Raw genomic sequence first — 20,318 nt, 5'->3', positions numbered from 1 at the left:
AGCGCCCTGCCAGCCGTTATCTTCGGCTGGACAGGGCTTTTTTTGTCGGGCAAGCCCGAACAAGCGTCCCACCCGTCCTTCCGCGTGGGACGGCCCGTTTGCCTGCGCCAGCCGCTCTGCATAGGGGATGCCGCCCCGGCGCACAGTAGGGAGAGAACGACGCCACAAAAAAGGAGGGATCCATCCGGCCATGGACCATCTCTGCCCCGTCTGCAACGGCCTCATGCCCTACCAGGAAGCGTGCCCCCGCTGCGGCCGCCCGTTGGACGACGCCGGACGGCTGTATGACTACTACGGCGATTACAGCCCGTACCTGGAGATCGACGACTCCAAGCTGAGCAACGGCTTTCCCGACCGGCTCCACCACCACTGCCTGCACGTGGGCTGGTGTCCCGCCTGCAGGCAGGAGCATCTGTCGGTGATCGAGGAGTGGAGCAGCCAGGCGCTGCAGGACCAGTCACCGCCGCCCTTTACTCCGGATGCAGGGGAATCTCCACGGTAAAGCAGACGCCATCGTCCGTGTTGGCCGCCCGCAAAGGGGCACGGTGCAGCCGGGCAATCCGCTGCACAATCGCCAAGCCCAGGCCGAACTCCCCCTTCTCCCCTTTCACAAACTGCTTGAACAGCGCTTCCTCCTCCGGAATGGGCGGCCCGTCGTTGCCGATGCGCAGCACCGCCTTTCCGGCTTCCTGCCGCAGTGAGAGGAAAATCCGCTCCCGGGCATAGCGCGTCTGGTTGTCCAGCAGGTTTTCCAGCAGGACGCCCCACTGCTCTCTGTCGCCCGTGACGGTCACCGGCTCCAGCGACTCCTCCCAGCGGACGTCGTCCGCCGCCAGCGCAGCCGCTCCCATACATCGCGGGCCAGCTCGTCCAGGCGAAACGGCCGGTGCTCCGGCCGGCGCGTCTCCAGATAATCCAGCTTGGTCATGTAGAGCAGGCCGCGAATCCGTTTTTCCAACCGCTCCGCCTCGCTGTCGATCACCTGCACCGACCCCTGCAGGTCTCCGCGCGGATAAATTCCGTCCAGGATCGACTGGGCGTAGCTGCGAATCACCATCACCGGCGTTTTCAGCTCGTGGGAGACGTCCTGCAAAAAGGCCTGCTGGGCTTCATCCTGCCGAACCAGCCGCTCCCTCATCCGCTCGATCGAACGGGCCAGCCGGCCGATTTCGTCGCTGCGGTCCGTCACGAACGGCTCGTGCCAATCCCGGTCGGCGATCCGTTTCACCCGCTTTTCCATCTGCACCAGCGGACGGGTGAGGTAGCGGGCCAGCCAGATGCAGGGCAGCAGGCTGGCCACCAGCACGATCCCCAGGATCAGGAACAGCCGGCGAACCAGCGTGCGCACCAGGTCGTTCAAGTAGGTCTCCCAGACGTACGACACCAGGTACACCGTCCTGCCGCTCGCCTGTTCCCGGCGAATGACGTAGAAGATGGTATCGTCGTCCACGCTGCGGATATACCGCTGGACGTCGGGAAGCTACGTGCGAATATCCTCCCCGACCACCTCGACAAACGAACGCGGCAGCATCCGTCCGACAATCGGCCTGCCGTTTTCGCGAAAGAAGACGTGGTCCACCGTGCGAATGTTTTTCCTCTCCAGTTCCCGCCTGAACAGCCTGTTTTCCTCCAGGGGAGGCCGGATGTAATCCAGCAGCGTATCCTGGGCCGTCTCGATGGTGGCGAAGACTTCCCGGGTAAAAAAGCTGCGCAGCGTCCACGGAAACAAAAGGGCCAGGAGGATCGCGACGCCCAGCGTGATGCCGGCGAAGACCAGCCAGATCTGGACAGCCAACGGGTAGTTTTTCATGAGCCGATCATCCTGTAGCCAAATCCGTACAGGGTTTCCAGCCGCAGCTCCGGCATTCTCTTGCGCAGGCGGCGCACCAGATCGTCGACGACGCGGTCGGTCCCGTCGCAATCATCGCCCCAGATGCGGCGCAGGATGCTTTCCCGTTCAAACGCCTGGCCCAGGCCGCTTCCCCGTTGTGAAACGAACGCACCTGCCACCCTTCGTTTTGCAAATAGGAGGTGAGTACCCGGTTGAGATTATCCTCATCTTCCACCAGATAAATGAGATAGCTCACGTTCATGCCTCCTCCGTCTTCCCCCTGCGAATGCCGGCATCCCGTCCGGCCGGCCCATTCCATGAAAAAAGGACGCGCACGGGGACACGTCCTTTTTGGTTCCTATTGTACCGAAAACCGGCGGCTGCCCGCTAGTTTTTCTTCTGTTCCAGCTTTTTGGCGAGGTGCTGGTTGACCGTTTTCACCTCGTCCAGGAGCTTCGGCAGCACGTCCTTGATCTTCGCGGCGTCACCGGATTGGATCGCGGCGTCGAACGCCTCGTGGGTCTGTTTAAACTGTTCCATCACGGCGCGCATCGTTTCCGCGTCTTTTGAATTGCGCTCGCCGAAGTTCTTGACGCGCCATTCTTTCAACTGCTGCTTCATCTGCTCTCGGGTGATCTCGCCATTTTTCACCTGCTCGTGCAGTTTTTCGCTCAGTGCTTTCCATTCCTCCCGCAGTTTTTGTTTTTGCTCGTCCTGGCCGTTTTGCTCCCGCACCGCCTTCAGTTCCGTCATCAGGCGTTCCCGTTCGGCAAAAGCGGCTTTCCATTCGTCCACGCTGTCCGGCGTGTACTTTTCGGCCAGCAGGGTCAGGTACATCTGACGGTGTGCATTCAGGTGCATCCCGCGGTGCCATTTGCCTTTTTGGTGTTCGCCTTGATGCTCGTGCTGCGCGCCGACCTGTCCGGCCTGGATGAGCTTCGCCGCCGGCCGTGCCTGGGTGTCCGCCGCGTGTACGCCGGCCGGAATCGCCAGACCCGTCACAAGTGCTGTCGCCAAAACGCTTTTTTGCCAAAGTTTCATGTTCCGTCACTCCTTTTTGCGTGCTGATCTGGTCAAGATGCCGGTCGCTTCCCGGCTGCAGGTAACAGTCTACGCAAACAATGTGGCACGATTGTCAAGCGAATGTGGAAAATTGTGAAATGGCCTGGCTACAGCGGCCGCAGCCCGTCCCTGTCCAACCCCAGCCTCTCCACCAATCCCATCTGTTCGAGATCGTTCCGGGTTTTCGGCGTGCCCAGCCGGTAGATCGTGCGGTAAATCTCGCGCAGGTTGTCGTCGTACTCGTCGTTGTCCCGATCCGGCATGTCGCTCCACAAGGTATGCCCGTGCATCCACATCATGAAGTCCCCGTGCACGCAGTGGTTGAACAGGTCGCGCAGCATTCCCGCTTCCACCTCGGTCGCCTCGATCTCAAAGTCGTAGGTGGAATCGCCCTTGACGTCGCGGATCTCGGCCACGGTCGTCCCCGACTGCAGCGTGATGTAATACCGGTTTCTTTCCAGGGCCATCATCTCCTCTGCTTCAAACTCGGCCCTGCCGTAAGCGGAGCCTATGGAGGTTGCATGCAAGCATTCCCTTTCTATCATGCGCCGGGCAGAGGGAAAATATGTATCTCGCAATCTAAAAAATTGTAATCATGTAGCATATTTTGCCTTGACGACTCACATGAAGTCATCATATACTGGCCTCGTTAACGATAATGATAATCGTTATCATACATTTTTTTATTCTTACAAGGAGGTTCATCCATGAAGTTCCATTTGCTCAAACCGCTTTACACCACGACCCTGATCGCCGCGATTCTCTCAGGTGCAGCACCTGTCCTCGCCGCTCCTGCCGATGCGGGTGCATCCGAAGCTGCTGCTGCGGCCCCGGCAGAAATTTCCGACCTGACGCTTGAGCAGGCGATTGAAAAGGCAATCACCAGCAGCATCGACCTAAGGCTGCTCAAGCTCGACAGCGACTCCGCCTATTACACAACACGCCTGACTTTATTGGGCACGAAAGCGACGAAAGTAGATTCCATCAAGACCTTGAGCAGTGCCAAATCGAAATTCGAGACAGAAGCAGATGCGATCAGGGATTACAAGGTCGCCGAGTCCAACTGGAAAATACAAGAAAACAACGTCCGACTCAATGTACACAAAGCGTATTTTGATGTACTGGCAGCGAAAGAGAAGGCGGACTTGCAAAAGAAGTACGTCGAAATGATGAACGGGGACAACAGCAGCGACGCTCAAGAAACACTCCGCGAACTCGAAGCCAAGTATCGTGAGGCGCTTGCCAAACTGAATCAACTGATGAACGAAAAGAGCGACAAAGAGTGGAACCTGGCAGCCGTGAATTATTCCGCCTTCCAACTGCTCCCGGTCGACGAATACAAAAAAACCGCCTACGAAAAACGCCCCGATCTGGTGAAAGCCTCCGCCGAAAAAGCATTTTACCAAGCCAAAGTAAACTACATCAGCCAGTACGCCTCCCTCAGTACCTACCCTGGGCGTATCGCACAAATTGAGCTGACAAAAGCCGAGCTTTTGTGGCAAACAGCCCAACGGAAAGCTGACCAGGAAATCGCGGCCAATTACGAGAAAGTGATTCAGGCGAAACAAGCCATGGAGGAAAGCAGCGCAAGTCAAAAATCGGCGGAAGAACGTTACCGTCAAACCTACATCGACTACCTGAACGGACAAGCATCCGCATCTGAGCTGGCTGACCGTAAGGAAAAATGGCTGGACAGCATTGCCGAAAGCATTGATTCTGCGTATCAATACAATGTTGCAGTAGCCACTTTGCAATATTCCATCGGATTTTAATCGCCCCATTACCTGTATGGCCCTCTATCCGCTGTGCTGACAAGCTGGCACTTTACGGAATGGAGACGAAACCATAGTATCGCGCGTTTGTCACGAACCCTGGGATAAAGCAGGTGTTTGCACTACGCAACAAACGGGCTTCATCATAACAAAAGCGTGGCGGTCAAGAACCTGTTCACACGTTCTGTCCGCCACGCTTTTCCTGCTGCTGCTCCTCTACTTGTTTTCTTTGCGCAAATTGTGCCCCGTATTTTCCCCCGTATGGGGAGGTGTGCTGCGAGAGCCGGCCGCAGCCTCAGTCGGCCGTTTGTCCTTGTTGTTGTGCTTTGCCATCTGGGATCTCCTCCTGCGTGTAGGATACCCCTGTAGGATGTCCTGCGGCAGAATGGAAAAAACACCCTGACCCGCGCTGCAGGCCAAAGTGTTTTGAGAGGTCGTGCTCTTCTTTGTTCGTTTGCTTTATTTCACCACGAGTGTGGCGACCATTTTGCCGTGATCGGGACCGCAGACGACGTTGCAGAAGATTTTGTACTCGCCCGGCTTGTCGACGGTCAGCGTCTTGCTGCCCTCGTTCTGGATGTCCACGTCCAGCCCTTCAATGCCGATGCCGTGGAAGCCTTCGGTCGACTTGAAGTTGATCGTAAACGGCTCACCCGCTTTTACTTCAAATGTATCCTGGTTGAACTTCCAGTTGCTCGCCTCAATGTTGATCGCCGTGCCGGACGCCGCCGGAGCGGGTTGGCTGCTCCCTTGAGCCGCTTCCTGTTTGTCGCCGCCGCAGCCTGCCAGCATGACGGACAAGACTGCTGCCGACATCATGAGACCCCACATTTTTTTCATAAGACACCCTTCTTTCATGCAATGTCTTCACGTTCTACAATTTCATTGTAGCGAAAGAAATCGGTCCAGAATCTGCCAACCTGTGAACGAATCTTGACGAACCGGCGAACGATTGGTGAACGCCGCTGGCGGCCGCTTCCCTACCCGCGCTTCTCATCGATGCCGTACTTCTCGCTGTCCCTGCGGGCGTTCCACCATGCCAGCGCTCGCTGTTCCAGCGCCTTGACAAACGCGTCTTTGCCGGCGACGTACGCAGCAATGTCGGCGGGAAACCGCTCCGCCAAACGCCGCTTCAGGTCACGGTAGGCCGCCGCTTCCGCCGGATGGGCCATCAGATAGTCGCGAAACGCCAGAAGGCGGATCACCTCGTCGCTGCCCTGTTGAAAGACATGGACATGATGGGTCCGCTTGTCGCCTCCTTTGCAGAAGTAACGCCGCCCGGGGATGCCGTTTTCGCCGCGCGCTTCGTAGCCCAATGACTCCATGCGGCTGCAGCGGGCATCCACGCTCTCGATCCGGTCCACCTCCACCAGGATGTCGAGAATCGGTTTGGCGGCCATGCCTGGCACCGACGTACTGCCGATGTGATGAATGTCCCGTACGGCACCGCCAACGGCCTCCCTGATCTTCGCCGCTTCCTCCCGAAACATCTCCGGCCAGCGGTCGTCGTACGCTACAACCTCCACGGTTCGCATCGAATCGCCTCCCGCTTCTCTATTCCTCCTCCCCTGCTCCAACTCCTTCCAGCCCGTAAAAGGGGCGATATCCCCTATGCATGTCAACGGGAAGCGAGGTTCGCCTCCGTCGAGCGAGGATCATCTACGTCTTCGTCGGCAAAAAAGAAACCCTCGCCGGCATCGCATGACCGTCATGCAATGCCCACGAAGGTTGTGTCCTCTCGTTATGCGTCTTACTCGTCGCACTTCTCCGGCTTGCCCTCGGCCAGCGCCGTTCGAAACGACGCGCCGCAGCCGCAGGAGGCGACCGCATTGGGGTTGTCGATGGAGAAGCCGCCGCCCATCAGCGATTCCTTGTAGTCGATTCGCGTGCCTTCAATGTATAGATAGCTGTCCTTGTCGACAACAATCTTGATTCCGTCCTGTTCGAAGGTGTGGTCGCCTTCCTTCATTTCCTGATCCCAGCCCATCCCATAGGTAAAGCCGCTGCATCCGCCCGGACGGACGCCTACGCGCAGGAACAGCTTGGGATTGTTTTCCGCAGCCAGCATCTCCTTTACCTTCCGGCTGGCTTGTTCCGTCAATGTGATCATCTCGTTTCCCTCCTTCACCGGCGGTTTCCATTCCATGAGACACCACGCAAACGCCGTGTTCCTTTTTACAGGGTGCCGCTTTCTGCTTTCAGTATACAAAAGGAAGACGCGTTTTCACAAGGCTGCCCTGCACTTCGGGCGCCTGCCCCCTTCCCCCACTGAACACGCCTGCCCAAACAAAAAAAGAGGGGTTGCCCTCCTCACGCAAAATGCGCCTTGTTTTCCAACATGTAAAAGCGATACGGTTTTGACTTTTTGCCTACCTTGGACAGACTATGATCCAATTGGTTCAGTTCGTTGTGAAGTTGATCAATCTGCTTACTGTATTCCAGGACATCCGGATGATCCAACCCAAACTCTAACCCCATTTTCACCATACGCTGTCGAAGGAGTTCGATTTTTTCGAGTACCATATCTCGCATTGCTGAAGCTCCTCCTAAAGATAGATAAGGCGTTCGTACCTTCATTTCATTTACATTTTACAGGAACTGCAGCCATAAGGCAATCAAAATTTCCTTATATAACCATGAAAATACCGGGTTTTTGGCGATATTTGCAAGATTTTTACAGGTCGGACGCTGCTAAACTTCTGATATTGTTCCACCTTCCCAAGAGGTTTATAATTATAGATGCTTTTGTGAACGATTGACGGATCAGCCCTGACCACCCGCATCAGGGAAACCGACCGGACGAAATCTGAGAAGGGAAGTGTTCGGATGGCGCTTGACACCTTAACCATCCAAGACCAATCGCTGGCCGGCGTGGCGGAAAAGGTCATTCACGGCGAGCGGCTTACACTGGAAGACGGCCTCACCCTGTTCAACTCGAACGATCTGTTGACCATCGGCCAACTGGCCAACCTGGTCAACCAGCGAAAAAACGGGAATAACGTCTATTTTATTCAAAACATGTACATCAACCCGACCAACGTCTGTGAGGCGCACTGCAGGTTCTGCGGTTTCCGTCGAGATCTCGGGGAAGACGGCGCTTACACGATGAGCATGGACGAACTGCTGCACTACGTCGGCTCGCGGTATCGCGAAGGCATCCGCGAGTTCCACATCGTCGGCGGCCACAATCCGCACGTGCCGTTTGACTATTACGTAGACACGATCCGCACCCTGAAAAAGGCGTATCCGCACGTAACGATCAAAGCGTACACCGGCGCGGAGATCGAATTCTTCACACGCATCTCCGGCCTGTCCATCAAGGAAGTGCTGCAGGAGCTGATGAAAGCCGGGCTGGAAAGCCTGACCGGGGGCGGCGCGGAAATCCTGACGGAGCGGTACCGCATGAAGATGAGCCCGGAAAAGGCCAGCACGGACATGTACCTGCAGGTGCACCGCACGGCTCATCAGCTCGGCCTGAAGACCCACACCACGATGCTGTACGGCTCCATCGAGACGCTGGAGGAGCGCCTGATTCACATGATCCGCCTGCGCGAACTGCAGGACGAGACCAACGGCTTTTTGGTGTTCATCCCGCTGGCGGTGCAGCCGATCAAGGCGTCGGCCGGCATCAAGCGGCGCAACTCGGCGATCGACGACCTGAAGACGATGGCCATCAGCCGCCTGATGATGGACAATTTCCAGCATATCAAGGCGTACTTTATCAACATCGGCACGCAGTTGACGCAGGTGTCCCTGACCATGGGCATGTCCGACGTGCACGGCACGCTGATCGAAGAGCGCATCAGCCACTCCGCCGGCGCGCTGACCCAACAGGCCCTCACCGTCGACGAACTGGTCTGGCTGATCAAAGGAGCCGGCAAACGCGCGCTGGAACGGGATACGTTCTACAACGTCATCAAGGAACACTGAGAACCGGACCCGCGACACGACATGCCGCCATACCCTCACCGCAAGCTGGCGTCTCTCTTATGGGCGTCGGCTTGTTTTGTTTCGCCCCCGTGTCGGACTGCTTCCCCAGAGGGTTCAGCGGATGACATTCAGACGTCGTCCGCATTCGGTTCCACCAAAAAAGGCACGCCGAAGCATTCGGCCGTGCCTTTTTCATCCACCTGTCTTTAAAACGGGAATCCGTCATCCTCCTCGTCTTCCCGCAGCTTTTTCTTGATGTTCGCCAGAAGCTCCTCCGCGGTGGCCGCCTGGACCAGGTCGCCGTTCACCAGCGCAAACGGCTGCATGTAGCATTCGCCGCAATGGCCGAGACAGCCGTACTCCAGCACGTCCACATCCAGCTCGGGATCGTTTTCCAGCGCCTCCATCACGGATTTTGTATAGGAAGAGACGTTGCTCGCGCAAAATTCAACTAATGGCTTCATCCATTTTCACCTGCCGTCAACATGGACTGTTCTCCTCATCGTGTACCGCGTCATGGCAAACGCTGCGGTCCACAGGGGAATTTTCCGGCGAACCCGCACGCGGAATGCGTCGTCAGCGCCGGCATTCCCGGTTTCGTGCGAGCCCTCCAGACCCTCCCCCTATCATAGCAAACTGAGGCCTGATCGCAACTGGTTTCCCCCCTGGCAGGTGCAGTGATCCGCGAATGAACGGGAAAAAGATTCTGCTTGCAATTTGCGCAAAAGAGACTAACAATAGAATGGGTGCTGTAAAATAACGGACAGAAGAAAGGACTAGACCTTCTATGAAACGACTTGTGATCCTTGGCGGAGGGTACGGGGGTCTGCGGATTATCGAGCGGGTCCTGTCCCCGGATTTGCCTGACAACGTCTTTGTGACGCTTGTGGACCGGATGCCGTTTCACGGCTTGAAAACGGAGTATTACGCCCTCGCGGCGGGAACGGAACCGGAAAAAGCCGTGCGCGTCCCGTTTCCAAGCGATCCTCGTTTGACGACAAAATTCGGGGAGGTAACCGGCGTAAATATGGACGAGCGGATCGTCACGTTCGCAAACGGTGACACCCTCTCCTACGACTGGCTGGTTATCGCGCTCGGATGTGAAGACCGTTATCATGACATCCCGGGAGCGGAACAATATACCCACTCGATTCAAACCATGAACGCGACCCGCAACACCTACGCAGCCATCAACAACCTGGACCCGTACGGTACAGTGACGATCGTCGGCGGAGGTTTGAGCGGCGTGGAGCTGGCCTCCGAACTGCGGGAAAGCCGCCCGGACCTGAACATTCGCATTCTGGACCGCGGCCCGAGCATTCTCAGCCCGTTCCCGAAAAAACTGCAGCAGTACGCCTCCCAGTGGTTTATCGAACACGATGTGCAGTTGGTCTCCATGGCCAGCGTCAACCGCGTCGAGCCGGGCGTGGTCTACAACCACAACGAGCCGGTGGAAACCGACGTCACCGTCTGGACGGCCGGAATCCAGGCCAGCCGCATCGTGCGCGCTCTGCCGATCGAGAAGGACAACATCGGCCGGGCCAAGCTGAACCAGTATCACCAGATTCCCGAGTATCCCAACGTGTACGTGGTGGGCGACTGTGCCAGCCTGCCCATCGCCCCGAGTGCCCAATCGGCGGAACTGCAGGGTGAACAGATCGCCCTGATGCTGAAGAAGGACATCAAGGGCGAAGAATACCCCGCTTCCCTGCCGGACATCAAGCACAAGGGATTCCTCGGCTCGCTGGGCAAAAAGGAAGGCTTTGGCGTGATGGGCAAAGTCTCCCTGGTCGGCCAAATGCCCCGCGTGATGAAGAGCGGCGTGCTGTGGATGTACAAGAAGCATCTCGGATAGTGCGGATCAAGATGAACAAAGCCTTTCGGTTCCTCGCCGAAAGGCTTTTTCGTTTCCAGATGACACGGTTACTGCGAGACATACATGAAATTGTTGATGTAACTGCCATCTTTCTGCAGGAAAATCGTCTGCAGTGCTCCCGTTTGGAAATCGTAATAGTAAATGTCCCTTTCCTGTTTGTGGGAGGAGTCTTTGCTGCCGCCCAGGAAGTACAATCCCTTCCCGTCTTTGGTCAAAAAGACGCCGGTTCTGGCAGAGATAGGCAAGTCAAGTTTCCGTCTCTTCCCCGTATTAATGTCCACCAGATTGTATTCGACCGGTGGCCTGAGCACATGGGGCGACGTGACCAGAAACAGTTGCCCGCCTCTGGCCGAAATCCCCATAATTTGCTCATCTTTCAGCTCGATGATGTTCCGCTTCTGTTTGGTGACGTTGTCGATTTCGACTACGGTGTGGGTGGCGGGCACCATGAAGGTCTGTGTCTCGTTGGCGTGCATCAGTTTTGCATAATCCTCTTTGTCCGAATACTGCACAAGATATGTCTTGTTTGTCTCGGGATCGTAGCTGGCCGTCCACGTGTTCGTGTCCGTGTCCTGCTCGTCGATAAATTCGAGCCTCTTCGTCTTTTTCTCGTAAAAGGCCGTTTGCAGCACGCGCCTCCCTTTTTTCACCGCGATCACAATCACCGGGCCTTCCGCAGTCGTCGGAATGATGTGATTGATGGCAAATAGATCGGTGGATAACTGTTCGGTCTTTCCGTCGCGCAAATCGTACGCAAACAATTGGTCACCCTTGTCACCTACGTCGGCGGAGTAGTACAGCTTGTGTTCAGGCCAGGAAACAACCGTCAGGGGGTATTGGGACGTGTACGGGATGTCATTGACGTGAACAAGTTTTCCGTTGGCCAGATCGTAGGTGTACACTCCCATCGACATCCCGCCTTCGGGACTATACCCGTCCACGTACTCGGTTCTCGTTATTGACAAATAATCACCCGACGGCGGCACAGGAGAAGCACACCCTTGAAGCACCGCACAGAATAGCAGTGCGGCTGCAAAACATGCCCCTGCTTGGGATAATCGTCGCATCATGGTTACCTCATTTCACTGGTATAACTGCACCATAACCACCATCTTTAGCAAAAGCGGCCTTCTCCAAAGAACAGTTTTCGTTCCCTTACTTGTCCTGCGGATAAATGATCTCTTTGATCAGACCTTCCCCGTCATATATGACCCTCATACCGGGCTCGGGGGCGGGATTTTCCAAGTGGTATACGGGTAAATCCTTTGCTTCTTCCCGAATTTTTTGCACCATTCTCTCTTCTTCCTCAAGCAGTTTCTTTTGTTCGGGTGAGAGTGGCTTTTTCTCGATCGGCTTCTTTTCGGGAACCGGTTCCCCTTCCACAATGATTTTCATCCTGTTGTTTTCGTCAAATTCGATGATCGTCCCAGCTTTCATTTGGTCTGGGATCCGGGTTACTACCTGCCCGTTGTCGTCCTCACGCAATTGTGCTGCCGTAAAAACAGCAACCGTGCCCAATACGAGTACAACAAGCAAAAGAACGCTTCCGCCAGCTTTTCTTAACATAGCGCCCTCCTGGTAACAATTGTGTCCCTCGGCGAATTACAGGTATATTTTACTAACAATCGCAATCAAAAGTATTACAAATGATTTACGAAAAGGCAGTTTTGATTAAATGAGCCTTTCGGTTTGTCGCCGAAAGGCTTTTTACGTTGCCACTTGATACTGTACTGCGTGACATACATGAAATTGTTGAGATAACTGCCGTCAGGGGGGGATTGAGACGTATACGGGATGTCATTGAGGTTGAACCAATTTTCCATCGACATCCCGCCTTCAGAGACTATTGCCGTCCACGTACTCGGTACTTGTAGTCGTCAGGTATTCACCCGAAGTCTGCACAGGTGGAGAGGACGTTTGCGGGCTTGCGGTCGGTCGATTTGCATCAGCAGTGAAGCACCGCATAAAAAGCAGCGCGGCTGCAAAACATGCACCTGCTCTGGATAATCGTTGCATCGTGATTGCCTCATATAACTGTAACCAAGCTTAGCGTTACGAAAGATACTGGATGTACGTTTTATTTATCATCATTTTCATTAAACTCGTAGTAATATCTTCCTTTAAACGACAACGATGACGACCAGGTCAAACCGTATAACTCGACTCCTGTTTTCCAAATGTCAAGGACTGCATCAGGGAGAGCACCATTGTCTCTTTTATATACATATGCAAAAACGTCGTTTTCGAGGTTCCTTGAAGCAATCTTTGTCCCATAACTTGGATTGTCAATCTCGCCTTTTGTCGCACAATCGCCTTTTTTCAACGTATTGTCATTCTCTCCAACCGTATCTGAGTAGTTGGTAAAGCGACCTTCTCCAAGTACGGAACCCGATGTGGTTCCTTTAATCGTAATGCTGTTGTTACTTTTGCCGTATGTGTATGTCCCTGGGGGTTTCCTCGTACCTCTGGGAAGTGGCTTATACGCATTAGGAGAAATATTCTTCGGATAAATAATCTCTCTGATCAAACCTTCCCCGTCATAAATGACCCTCATACCGGGCTGGGGGGCGGGATTTTTCAAGTGGTATACTGGCAAATCTTTTGCTTCTTCCCGAATTTTTTGAACCATCTTTTCTTCTTCCTCAAGCAGTTTCTGCTGTTCTGGCGAAAGAACCTTTCTCATGATTGGCTTCTTTTTGGGAACTGGTTCCCCTTCAACGATGATTCTCATCTTGTTGTCTTCGTCAAATTCTATGATCGTCCCAGCTTTCATTTGATCTGGGATCCGGGTTACTTGTTCGCTGGCGGCAACTTGCGCACTTATTCCTGTGAAGAAAACAGCAGTCGCCAAGGTAATTGATAGCGGAATGATCCTCTTAGTCTTTTTTCGCATGGTTCTCCTTCCCTTCAATAGAATTTTGGATACGAAGTTAATCAGTTTATTTACAACTCTTTCCATTACTCATTTTACCAATTATTCCTATATTTTGAATAGGTACATTTTACTAAATGATATTAATTCCTCATAGTGAAATACGGACTTTTGTCATCTATACAATGAGAAAGATTATTCATCAGACTAAAATTCGCAAAATTTATTTTTAATATTTTGATTATTATGTATATGAATAAATTGATAAACAAAACCTTTCCTTACTCTTTGTCAGCAGAAACCTTTACAGTTGGAAATGCGAGCATACATAAAAAAAGCCTTTCGGATTCTCACCGAAAGGCTTTTCCCTCAAATGCGGCTATCGCTTTTGCACGCGCAGGACGGGAATGTGTTTTCGTTCGTATGTTCCCTCCAGGATGCCGTCGTGAATCACGTTCAGCTTGAGCAGACTGGCGATTTTTCCGGCGTCCGCCCGGGACATCAGCCGCCACAGCGATGGATCGGGCAGGGCATTGTAAACCCGCTCATCGTAGTACTCCCGCCGCTCCTGATAGTGGATGGTCAGCTTGTACGCCCCTGCCTCGGCACCTCCGCTATCCCCATATTCTGCCAACAGTTTCTGCCTCAGGTCGTTCAGCTCTTCCTCGATTTTCTTTTGTGTTTCTTTCAGCTCGTAATAGCGAGCCAACTGCTGTTCCATGCAGGGCGCCCTCCTCGATTCCAGTTTTTCCTCTGGATGTATATGAATCGGGTGGGACACGTAGAACTCTCTTCCCGGGGGGGAGTTAGATAGTTTTGAAAATTAAGATAATAATCCTGTTACTCTACGAATGAAGCAGACACCTGCAATAGGTGGCGACAAGGATTATGCCAAAATCTTGCTTCTTCCGTGCGTCACCCTGCATACAAACGAAAACGAGCGGGATTGCTCCCGCTCGCTCCTATTTCGCCGCGTCGAGCGGGGTTACCCCCAGCTCTTCCAGCTTGGCGTATATATCTTTCAGTTTCGGATTTCCCTCGCCGACAATTTCCCCGGAAATTACGACAAGCGGATACCACAAATCTTCTTCCACAATGCGTTTGGCCCAGCTTTTGTCATCTTCTGTCTCGGGCTGCTGAAAGTCCTTGTACACGATGCGGACGCTGTCGTTTCCGAATTTGCGGGAGACTGCCGCCTGCAGCCAGTCGGCCGTCTCCCTGGCCGACGGCAGGTTGACGCAGCTCGCGCACAACTGCTCGGTGCCGTAGACCTTGATTTCCACGCTCATCTGCTCCGCCCCCTGCTCCTCTTTCCTGTCTCTCAGGAAAGGGCTTGTTCCAGGTCGTCAATCAGATCCTGCACATCTTCAATCCCTACCGAGATGCGGATCAATCCGTCCGTGATGCCCAATTCCGCCCGCCGCTCGGCCGGAATGGAGGCGTGGGTCATGCGGGCCGGGACGCTGATCAGGCTCTCCACCGCACCCAGCGATTCTGCCAGCGTAAAGTATTTCACCTTGGCCAGCACTTCATCGGCCCGTTCGGCGCTGCCGACGTCAAAGGAGATCATGCCGCCGAAGCCGCGCGCCTGTTTTTTCGCCAGCTCGTGGTTGGGGTGGCTGGGCAGGCCGGGGTAGATGACGCGTTTGATGTCGTTCCGCTCGGCCAGCCAGTTGGCCAGTGTTCGCGCGTTTTGCTCGTGCTCTTCCATGCGTACGCCCAGCGTCTTCATCCCGCGCAGCAGCAGCCAGGAATCCTGCGGCCCGAGGATGCCGCCGATCGCGTTTTGCAGGAAGTGCAGCTCTCCGCCCACCTTGGCATCTTTGGCCACGACCAGGCCGGCCACCACGTCGCTGTGTCCGCCCAGGTACTTGGTCGCGCTGTGGTAGACGATGTCGGCGCCCAGCTCAAGCGGATTTTGCCAGTACGGGGTCATGAACGTGTTGTCCACCATCAGCATGATCCCTTTCGCTTTGGCGATCGCGGACAGGGCGGCAATGTCGCTTACTTTTAACAGCGGGTTGGTCGGTGTTTCCATGATGATCGCCTTGGTTTCCGGGCGAATGGCCGCTTCCACCGCAGCCGGATTGCTCGTGTCCACGTAGGTGGCATCCAGTCCCAGGCGGGAAAAGACGCGGGTAATCACCCGGTACGTGCCGCCGTACACGTCGTCGCCCACCACGAGATGGTCTCCTTTGGAGAACAGGGAGAGAACCGTGGACAGCGCCGCCATGCCGGAGCCGAACGCCAGGCCGCGCGCTCCGCCCTCCAGCTCGGCGATGTAGGTTTCCAGTGCGTGGCGGGTCGGGTTGCCCGTGCGGGAGTATTCATAGCCCTTGTGCTTGCCGACTGCTTCCTGCTTGTATGTGCTGACTTGATAAATCGGGACGGAAACGGCTCCCGTATGGGGATCTCCCTCAATCCCTCCGTGGATCAGGCGTGTTTTGATCCGCATCTTATACTCCTCCTTGGTAGATTTTTTTGCTCAAATAACGCTCGCTGCTGTCGGCAAACAAGGTGACGATGTTGGTCCCCGGCTTTGCTGCCCGCGCTTCCCGCAGCGCCGCCGCCATCGCCGCGCCCGCCGAACTGCCCACCAGCAGTCCCTCTTTGGCGGCCAACTGTCTGACCATCTCAAAGGCGTCCACATCCAGGATAGTGTGGATGGCGTCAAAGTAGCTCGTGTCCATAAACGGCGGCAAGAACTCCATCCCGATTCCTTCCGTCTTGTGCGGACCGGGTTCGCCGCCGTTCAGAATGGAGCCCTCCGGTTCGACAATTACGGTTTTAATGGACGGCTTCTGTTCTTTCAGGTAGCGGGCTACCCCCATGAAGGTGCCGCCGGAACCGGCCCCCGCCACAAACACGTCCACGTTGCCCTCCATCTGCTTCCAGATTTCCGGTCCTGTCGTTTTGTAATGAGCCGCCGGGTTGGCCGGATTGGCAAACTGCTGGGGTACGTACGCGCCGGGAATGGACGCCGCCAGTTCCTGCGCCTTGGCGATCGCCCCTTTCATGCCCAGCTCGGTCGGCGTGTTCACCACTTCCGCTCCCAGTGCGCGCATCAGTTCCTGCTTTTCTTCGGAAAACTTGGCCGGCACGCAGAAGATCACGCGATAGCCGGTTCCGATCGCGGCCAGCGCCAGGCCGATTCCCGTGTTCCCCGCCGTCGGCTCGATAATCGTTCCGCCCGGCTTCAACTGCCCGCTCTCTTCGGCGGCGCGGATCAGCTCCAGTCCCAAGCGGTCCTTGACGCTGCCGCCCGGGTTGAAAAACTCCAGTTTTGCAAACAGTCGAACGCCTTCCGGCACATCAAACTGTGTCAGCTCGACAATCGGCGTGTTGCCGATCAATTCCTTCACGTTACGGTATACGTTCACGACACCGACCCCTTATCTTGTTGTTCCTTTTCGCCCCTCTATTATAACATGAGGCCGTGCGAAAAAGTCCATGCGGCACGCCACCGGGAACACGATCCCCGACAAAGTGCCGCTTCGGGCGCATCGGTCATGGATTTATCGGCTCCGGGAGATTATAATAGAGGGAGGATGGAAAGGAGTGAAATTCCCATGGACATGTTCGATCAAGTACAGGAAGTACTCGATAAACTGCGTCCGTACCTGCAGCGCGACGGCGGCGACGTGCAGCTCGTCGATGTAGAGGACGGCGTCGTCAAACTGCGCCTGATGGGTGCCTGCGGAAGCTGCCCTTCTTCCACGATCACGCTGAAAGCAGGGATCGAGCGCGCGCTGCTGGAAGAAGTGCCGGGGATCAAAGAAGTACAGCAAGTATTCTAATGCAAGCGAAAGCCCTTACCGGTTTCTGGCCGGCAAGGGCTTTTCCGTTTTCAGCAGCGTCTTGTGGAAAAAAGCGGCCACCCTCTCTCCGTACTCGTCGGGCATCATGGCGTAGCTGCGCACATGGCCCGCCTGCGGCACCAGCCAGAGCGCGGAATCCGGGTGAGCGGAGAGCGCCCGAAGCTGTTCGCTGTTGCCGCACGGCACGGTTTCGTCGCCGGTGCCGTGGATGAACAGGATCGGCTTGTCGGCCCGCTTCACCGCCATGTACGGCCTGACCTCCGACGGATTGGCCCGCAGCATGACCGGGCTGAGCGTCAGAATCAACCAGTTGAACGGCACCCGCGGCAGGCCTGTCCACTGCGGCAGGTTTTCCTCCAAATACTCGCGCAGCGAATAAAACGGCGAGTCGGCCACCACGGCCTGCACACGCTCGTCTGTCCCGCCGACCAGAAGCGAAGTGGCGGCACCCATGGAAAACCCGATCAGACCGATCTTTTGCCCGGGACGGCTTTGTTCCACGTAATCGATCGCGCCCCGCAGGTCCTGCTGCTCCCGAAGACCGATCGTCGTCAGCGCGGGGGTTGACTCTCCCGCATTGCGAAAGTCAAACATCAGCACGTCGTAGCCGGCGGCCAGCATCCGTGCGGCCAGCGACAGGGCGGGCAGATGCGGTTCCAGCCGGTTTTGCCCGTAGCCGTGGGCAAAGATCAGCGTACAGCCGTTGCCGTCGTGTCCGTTGGCTTCCGCCGGTATGTACCAGCCGCTCAGGGTGATGCCGTCCTCCCGGCTGGGAAAGGTGACGGCTTCCACGTGACCGATGCCGAAGCGGGAGGGCTCCATGTCCACCGGCCTGCGGCGCGGGTGCGTCAATTTCCAGGCCACGCGCAGCGCCACGGCCGCCATGCATGCCGCTGCCAGCACCAGACCGGCCACCGTCGCAATCATCCAGTTCATACGGGGGTTACGGGCTCCTTTCCGCTCAGCACGGCGGCGATGTTGGCCGCAGCCAGCCGGGCCATTTCCAGTCGTGTCTGATGCGTCGCGCTGCCGATGTGCGGCAGGGCCACCACGTTGGGCAGCGACAAGAGCGGGTTGTCGAGAGGCACAGGCTCCTGCTGGAACACGTCCAGACCGGCGGCCCAGATTTGCTTGTCGACCAGCGCCCGGTAGAGCGCCGCTTCGTCCACCGTGCCGCCGCGCGACACGTTGACGAACACGGCGGTCGGCTTCATCAGGGAAAACTCCCGCTCGCCCATCAGATGGCGCGTCTCCGCCGTCAGCGGCGTCAGCAGCACGACGTAGTCCGATTCCCGGAGCAGTTCGTCAAACGGCGCGTACTGCGCTCCTGTCGTTCGCTCCGCTTCCGGCCGACGGCTGCGGTTGTAATAGAGAATCCGCATGCCGAAGCCCGCTGCCCGCCGGGCTACCGCCTGTCCGATGCGGCCCATGCCGACGATGCCGAGCGTCGCTCCGTAGATGTTTTGGCCGACCATCAGGTGAGGGTTCCAGGATGTCCACCCGCCGGCCAGCAAAAAGCGGTTGGCCTCCACCAGCCGCCGGCCCGCCGCCATCAGCAGGGCAAAGGCCAAATCGGCGGTCGCCTCCGTCAGCACGTCCGGCGTGTTGGTCACGATCACGCCATGCCGTTTGGCCGCCGCCACGTCGATATTGTCGTAGCCGACGGCCATGTTGGCGACGATGCGCAGCCGTTTCGCCCGCATCAGCAGTTCTTCGTCAATCCGTTCCGTCAGCATGGTCAAGAGGGCGCTGGCTTCTTCCGCCTTTTGCAGAAATACCTCTCGGGGGATGGGACGATCCTCCGCCCAAACTTCCACGTCCGCCACCGCCTCCAGCATGGCGATGGCTTCATCCGCCACTTGCCTCGTCACGTACACCATCGGTTTTGTCATCGGCAGGCCTCCACAACCAGTCAATGTGCGGAACCGGCGCCCCGTATCGCTGCGCAATCGTCTGCGGATAGCGGCGAAGCGCCTCTTCCATGTGTATCAGTTCTTCCTCCAAGTGTTCTTTCCACGCCGCGCCGTCCACTTCCTGCCGCTCTTCCCACGGCAATGCGCGATACGTCTCCACCAGCTTGAGAAAGCGCCCGGGGTACAGCATCAGGCCGTAAACCACGGCGTATTCGCTTTCCAACAGCGGGCAGACGCTGTTGTACCCGTCCAGGAAACGGGTCACCACGTCTTCCTGCCAGCCGTTCCGGCGCACTTCCGCCTTGATCCACTGGCCGATGTCGCGCGCCCGCATGTCGAGCACCCAGTTCCATTCGCCGCAGACGTAGCGAACGGCCTCTTCATTCCATAAGATATACCCCTGATCAAAATTTTGGTAGGCAACTTTGCCGCAGTGGGCCGTTTCCTTCACCACGCTGTCGTAACCGGCATGGTACAGGTACTGCACCGCCGTCTCCCCCAACTGGTGAACATAGGTGTAGCTGGTCAGGAGATACTCGTCAAACGGGAATATCTCGCCGTCCGCTTCGTCCATGTCCTCCCGGTAGCCGTTGTACTCGCGCAGTTTTTTCCGCCACATGCCGGGCCAACGGCCGAGCGTGGAGTAAGGCAAAAACAGCTTGTCGCTCTTGAACGAACGGGTCGCCTGATGAAACTGGGCCAGCGCCTGCCCTGCGGCAAACGCCGGATCGTCCGGGACCCCTTCCCGCACGCCCCGGTACAGGTAGTAGATCTGGTCGTCGCTGACGACGTGCGGGTATCCCTCTTTCGTCTTGACCAGCGACAGCATGTTCACTTCCTGCTGCTGCGCCAGTTGTTTTTTCACCCGCTCGATGAACCTGCTTTTGTATTTGGATCCCGCCGGCGCGGTATACAGGTAAAACAGCCCCTGATCCGTCTCCAGCACGGTTCCCGCCCCGGCGGTTCGGCAGCCGTGCAGGGAAAATCCGTATGCTTCTTCTAGCAAGGCTTTGTACTCCATGAGAACAACCTCCCCACACACCTTCTCATGGAGCATGGTATGTAGCGCCGGCGGGATAGGTGCCTATCTCGCTGCAGATACTACCCACGTGCACGTAGAGCAGCACCTACCTGCCTGGCCGGCAATCGCCGCAGGCGGGTACCCAGGAAAGCCGTGGCGAGAGGAGGACAGCGGTGAACCACAACAATCCGCTCAACAGCTACACGTGTTACGACGCCGTCGT

The 20,318-nt window shown here is 56.4% G+C and carries 25 protein-coding genes and 1 pseudogene; 5 read left to right on the top strand and 21 right to left on the bottom strand.

From position 1 onward, the window contains the following. The first annotated feature begins 190 nt into the window (after nt 1-190). Complete coding sequence (locus tag A6764_RS05050; protein ID WP_255309687.1) at nt 191-502, top strand: hypothetical protein; 312 nt, start codon at nt 191-193, stop codon at nt 500-502. Here A6764_RS05050 and A6764_RS05045 read toward each other — a convergent pair. The 6 genes and pseudogenes from A6764_RS05045 to A6764_RS05020 form a co-directional block, all read right to left on the bottom strand. Further along, on the bottom strand, nt 471-851 hold the full coding sequence (locus A6764_RS05045; protein ID WP_218059930.1) for an ATP-binding protein: 381 nt from the start codon (nt 849-851) through the stop codon (nt 471-473). The two genes, A6764_RS05050 and A6764_RS05045, sit on opposite strands and share 32 nt — an antisense overlap. Next, complete coding sequence (locus A6764_RS05040; RefSeq protein WP_218059931.1) at nt 791-1,450, bottom strand: HAMP domain-containing protein; 660 nt, start codon at nt 1,448-1,450, stop codon at nt 791-793. Before A6764_RS05040 ends, A6764_RS05045 begins: the two co-directional genes overlap by 61 nt. Before the next feature lie 30 nt (nt 1,451-1,480). Next, nucleotides 1,481-1,810 (bottom strand): hypothetical protein, encoded by a 330-nt coding sequence (locus A6764_RS05035; RefSeq protein WP_218059932.1) that lies wholly within the window; start codon nt 1,808-1,810, stop codon nt 1,481-1,483. After that, nucleotides 1,807-1,971, bottom strand: a pseudogene (locus A6764_RS22350) (winged helix-turn-helix domain-containing protein); the annotation flags it as partial. The gene A6764_RS05035 and the pseudogene A6764_RS22350, both read right to left, overlap by 4 nt. 247 nt (nt 1,972-2,218) lie before the next feature. Beyond that, nucleotides 2,219-2,872, bottom strand: coding sequence for a hypothetical protein (locus A6764_RS05025; protein ID WP_065067185.1), 654 nt, complete (start codon nt 2,870-2,872; stop codon nt 2,219-2,221). Nucleotides 2,873-3,000: 128 nt separating this feature from the next. Then, a complete protein-coding gene (locus tag A6764_RS05020; protein ID WP_029098404.1) occupies nt 3,001-3,360 on the bottom strand; it encodes a hypothetical protein in 360 nt (119 codons plus the stop codon). A 240-nt stretch (nt 3,361-3,600) separates the two neighbouring features. On the opposite strand from A6764_RS05020, the gene A6764_RS05015 reads away from it, so the two are divergent. Further along, entirely contained in the window at nt 3,601-4,665 is a 1,065-nt protein-coding gene (locus A6764_RS05015; protein ID WP_065067186.1) for a TolC family protein, read from the top strand. Between the two features lie 459 nt (nt 4,666-5,124). On the opposite strand, the gene A6764_RS05010 is transcribed toward A6764_RS05015, so the two are convergent. From A6764_RS05010 to A6764_RS04995, 4 genes are all read right to left on the bottom strand, one after another. Next, nucleotides 5,125-5,505, bottom strand: coding sequence for a cupredoxin domain-containing protein (locus A6764_RS05010; protein WP_029098402.1), 381 nt, complete (start codon nt 5,503-5,505; stop codon nt 5,125-5,127). A gap of 140 nt (nt 5,506-5,645) precedes the next feature. Continuing rightward, nucleotides 5,646-6,200, bottom strand: coding sequence for a GrpB family protein (locus A6764_RS05005; protein WP_051188118.1), 555 nt, complete (start codon nt 6,198-6,200; stop codon nt 5,646-5,648). 215 nt (nt 6,201-6,415) lie between these two features. Beyond that, the gene (erpA, locus tag A6764_RS05000) at nt 6,416-6,775 is read right to left on the bottom strand and encodes an iron-sulfur cluster insertion protein ErpA (protein WP_044900428.1); all 360 of its coding nucleotides are present in this window, start codon (nt 6,773-6,775) and stop codon (nt 6,416-6,418) included. A gap of 200 nt (nt 6,776-6,975) precedes the next feature. Further along, nucleotides 6,976-7,197 (bottom strand): aspartyl-phosphate phosphatase Spo0E family protein, encoded by a 222-nt coding sequence (locus A6764_RS04995; protein ID WP_029098400.1) that lies wholly within the window; start codon nt 7,195-7,197, stop codon nt 6,976-6,978. 294 nt (nt 7,198-7,491) lie between these two features. Between A6764_RS04995 and mqnE the strand changes: the two genes are divergently transcribed. Next, complete coding sequence (mqnE, locus tag A6764_RS04990) at nt 7,492-8,595, top strand: aminofutalosine synthase MqnE (RefSeq protein ID WP_029098398.1); 1,104 nt, start codon at nt 7,492-7,494, stop codon at nt 8,593-8,595. Between the two features lie 206 nt (nt 8,596-8,801). Here mqnE and A6764_RS04985 read toward each other — a convergent pair whose 3' ends face one another. Next, on the bottom strand, nt 8,802-9,059 hold the full coding sequence (locus tag A6764_RS04985; RefSeq protein WP_029098397.1) for a DUF1450 domain-containing protein: 258 nt from the start codon (nt 9,057-9,059) through the stop codon (nt 8,802-8,804). Between the two features lie 323 nt (nt 9,060-9,382). Between A6764_RS04985 and A6764_RS04980 the strand changes: the two genes are divergently transcribed. Further along, entirely contained in the window at nt 9,383-10,450 is a 1,068-nt protein-coding gene (locus tag A6764_RS04980) for an NAD(P)/FAD-dependent oxidoreductase (protein WP_029098396.1), read from the top strand. Between the two features lie 68 nt (nt 10,451-10,518). On the opposite strand, the gene A6764_RS04975 is transcribed toward A6764_RS04980, so the two are convergent. From A6764_RS04975 to cysK, 7 genes are all read right to left on the bottom strand, one after another. Then, entirely contained in the window at nt 10,519-11,379 is an 861-nt protein-coding gene (locus tag A6764_RS04975) for a hypothetical protein (RefSeq protein WP_255309689.1), read from the bottom strand. 247 nt (nt 11,380-11,626) lie between these two features. After that, on the bottom strand, nt 11,627-12,037 hold the full coding sequence (locus A6764_RS04970; protein ID WP_051188116.1) for a hypothetical protein: 411 nt from the start codon (nt 12,035-12,037) through the stop codon (nt 11,627-11,629). Nucleotides 12,038-12,548: 511 nt separating this feature from the next. Then, nucleotides 12,549-13,364, bottom strand: coding sequence for a hypothetical protein (locus A6764_RS04965; RefSeq protein WP_065067187.1), 816 nt, complete (start codon nt 13,362-13,364; stop codon nt 12,549-12,551). Between the two features lie 358 nt (nt 13,365-13,722). After that, nucleotides 13,723-14,064 carry a hypothetical protein gene (locus A6764_RS04960; RefSeq protein ID WP_029098393.1) on the bottom strand — a complete coding sequence of 114 codons (342 nt, stop codon included), beginning with the start codon at nt 14,062-14,064 and terminating at the stop codon, nt 13,723-13,725. A gap of 241 nt (nt 14,065-14,305) precedes the next feature. Next, nucleotides 14,306-14,632 carry a YuzD family protein gene (locus tag A6764_RS04955; protein WP_029098392.1) on the bottom strand — a complete coding sequence of 109 codons (327 nt, stop codon included), beginning with the start codon at nt 14,630-14,632 and terminating at the stop codon, nt 14,306-14,308. Between the two features lie 32 nt (nt 14,633-14,664). Further along, nucleotides 14,665-15,798 carry a bifunctional cystathionine gamma-lyase/homocysteine desulfhydrase gene (locus tag A6764_RS04950; RefSeq protein ID WP_065067188.1) on the bottom strand — a complete coding sequence of 378 codons (1,134 nt, stop codon included), beginning with the start codon at nt 15,796-15,798 and terminating at the stop codon, nt 14,665-14,667. 1 nt (nt 15,799) lies between these two features. Next, nucleotides 15,800-16,723, bottom strand: coding sequence for a cysteine synthase A (cysK, locus tag A6764_RS04945; protein ID WP_029098390.1), 924 nt, complete (start codon nt 16,721-16,723; stop codon nt 15,800-15,802). A gap of 189 nt (nt 16,724-16,912) precedes the next feature. Here cysK and A6764_RS04940 point away from each other — a divergent pair, with 189 nt between their 5' ends. After that, nucleotides 16,913-17,140: a NifU family protein gene (locus tag A6764_RS04940; protein ID WP_029098389.1), complete on the top strand. Its 228-nt coding sequence runs from the start codon at nt 16,913-16,915 to the stop codon at nt 17,138-17,140. 15 nt (nt 17,141-17,155) lie between these two features. Here the strand turns inward: A6764_RS04940 and A6764_RS04935 are convergent, their stop codons facing one another. Genes A6764_RS04935 through A6764_RS04925 form a run of 3 tightly spaced genes read right to left on the bottom strand, consistent with a single transcriptional unit; the run spans nt 17,156 to nt 20,095 of the window. Next, nucleotides 17,156-18,097 (bottom strand): alpha/beta hydrolase, encoded by a 942-nt coding sequence (locus A6764_RS04935; RefSeq protein ID WP_029098388.1) that lies wholly within the window; start codon nt 18,095-18,097, stop codon nt 17,156-17,158. Then, nucleotides 18,094-19,053, bottom strand: a complete 960-nt coding sequence (locus A6764_RS04930; RefSeq protein ID WP_264622433.1) for a 2-hydroxyacid dehydrogenase — start codon at nt 19,051-19,053, stop codon at nt 18,094-18,096. Before A6764_RS04930 ends, A6764_RS04935 begins: the two co-directional genes overlap by 4 nt. After that, entirely contained in the window at nt 19,010-20,095 is a 1,086-nt protein-coding gene (locus A6764_RS04925; RefSeq protein WP_035299550.1) for a hypothetical protein, read from the bottom strand. Before A6764_RS04925 ends, A6764_RS04930 begins: the two co-directional genes overlap by 44 nt. Nucleotides 20,096-20,318: the final 223 nt, after the last annotated feature.

It is taken from the genome of Brevibacillus sp. WF146 (assembly GCF_001673705.2).
GTDB lineage: Bacteria > Bacillota > Bacilli > Brevibacillales > Brevibacillaceae > Brevibacillus > Brevibacillus thermoruber.
Note: the sequence above shows the minus strand (reverse complement) of the source record. Positions and strands in the feature narration are given on the sequence as shown.

Coding starts and splice junctions, on each gene's coding strand:
- A6764_RS05010 (WP_029098402.1), bottom strand. CDS start 5,505: ATGAAAAAAATGTGGGGTCTCATGATGTCGGCAGCAGTCTTGTCCGTC.
- A6764_RS05050 (WP_255309687.1), top strand. CDS start 191: ATGGACCATCTCTGCCCCGTCTGCAACGGCCTCATGCCCTACCAGGAA.
- A6764_RS05035 (WP_218059932.1), bottom strand. CDS start 1,810: ATGAAAAACTACCCGTTGGCTGTCCAGATCTGGCTGGTCTTCGCCGGC.
- A6764_RS04950 (WP_065067188.1), bottom strand. CDS start 15,798: ATGCGGATCAAAACACGCCTGATCCACGGAGGGATTGAGGGAGATCCC.
- A6764_RS04925 (WP_035299550.1), bottom strand. CDS start 20,095: ATGGAGTACAAAGCCTTGCTAGAAGAAGCATACGGATTTTCCCTGCAC.
- A6764_RS04940 (WP_029098389.1), top strand. CDS start 16,913: ATGGACATGTTCGATCAAGTACAGGAAGTACTCGATAAACTGCGTCCG.
- A6764_RS05015 (WP_065067186.1), top strand. CDS start 3,601: ATGAAGTTCCATTTGCTCAAACCGCTTTACACCACGACCCTGATCGCC.
- A6764_RS05005 (WP_051188118.1), bottom strand. CDS start 6,200: ATGCGAACCGTGGAGGTTGTAGCGTACGACGACCGCTGGCCGGAGATG.
- A6764_RS04935 (WP_029098388.1), bottom strand. CDS start 18,097: ATGAACTGGATGATTGCGACGGTGGCCGGTCTGGTGCTGGCAGCGGCA.
- A6764_RS04985 (WP_029098397.1), bottom strand. CDS start 9,059: ATGAAGCCATTAGTTGAATTTTGCGCGAGCAACGTCTCTTCCTATACA.
- A6764_RS04980 (WP_029098396.1), top strand. CDS start 9,383: ATGAAACGACTTGTGATCCTTGGCGGAGGGTACGGGGGTCTGCGGATT.
- A6764_RS05045 (WP_218059930.1), bottom strand. CDS start 851: ATGGGAGCGGCTGCGCTGGCGGCGGACGACGTCCGCTGGGAGGAGTCG.
- A6764_RS04995 (WP_029098400.1), bottom strand. CDS start 7,197: ATGCGAGATATGGTACTCGAAAAAATCGAACTCCTTCGACAGCGTATG.
- A6764_RS04975 (WP_255309689.1), bottom strand. CDS start 11,379: ATGGGAGTGTACACCTACGATCTGGCCAACGGAAAACTTGTTCACGTC.
- A6764_RS04955 (WP_029098392.1), bottom strand. CDS start 14,632: ATGAGCGTGGAAATCAAGGTCTACGGCACCGAGCAGTTGTGCGCGAGC.
- erpA (WP_044900428.1), bottom strand. CDS start 6,775: ATGATCACATTGACGGAACAAGCCAGCCGGAAGGTAAAGGAGATGCTG.
- A6764_RS05025 (WP_065067185.1), bottom strand. CDS start 2,872: ATGAAACTTTGGCAAAAAAGCGTTTTGGCGACAGCACTTGTGACGGGT.
- A6764_RS04960 (WP_029098393.1), bottom strand. CDS start 14,064: ATGGAACAGCAGTTGGCTCGCTATTACGAGCTGAAAGAAACACAAAAG.
- A6764_RS04965 (WP_065067187.1), bottom strand. CDS start 13,364: ATGCGAAAAAAGACTAAGAGGATCATTCCGCTATCAATTACCTTGGCG.
- A6764_RS04930 (WP_264622433.1), bottom strand. CDS start 19,053: ATGACAAAACCGATGGTGTACGTGACGAGGCAAGTGGCGGATGAAGCC.
- A6764_RS04970 (WP_051188116.1), bottom strand. CDS start 12,037: ATGTTAAGAAAAGCTGGCGGAAGCGTTCTTTTGCTTGTTGTACTCGTA.
- A6764_RS05020 (WP_029098404.1), bottom strand. CDS start 3,360: ATGGCCCTGGAAAGAAACCGGTATTACATCACGCTGCAGTCGGGGACG.
- mqnE (WP_029098398.1), top strand. CDS start 7,492: ATGGCGCTTGACACCTTAACCATCCAAGACCAATCGCTGGCCGGCGTG.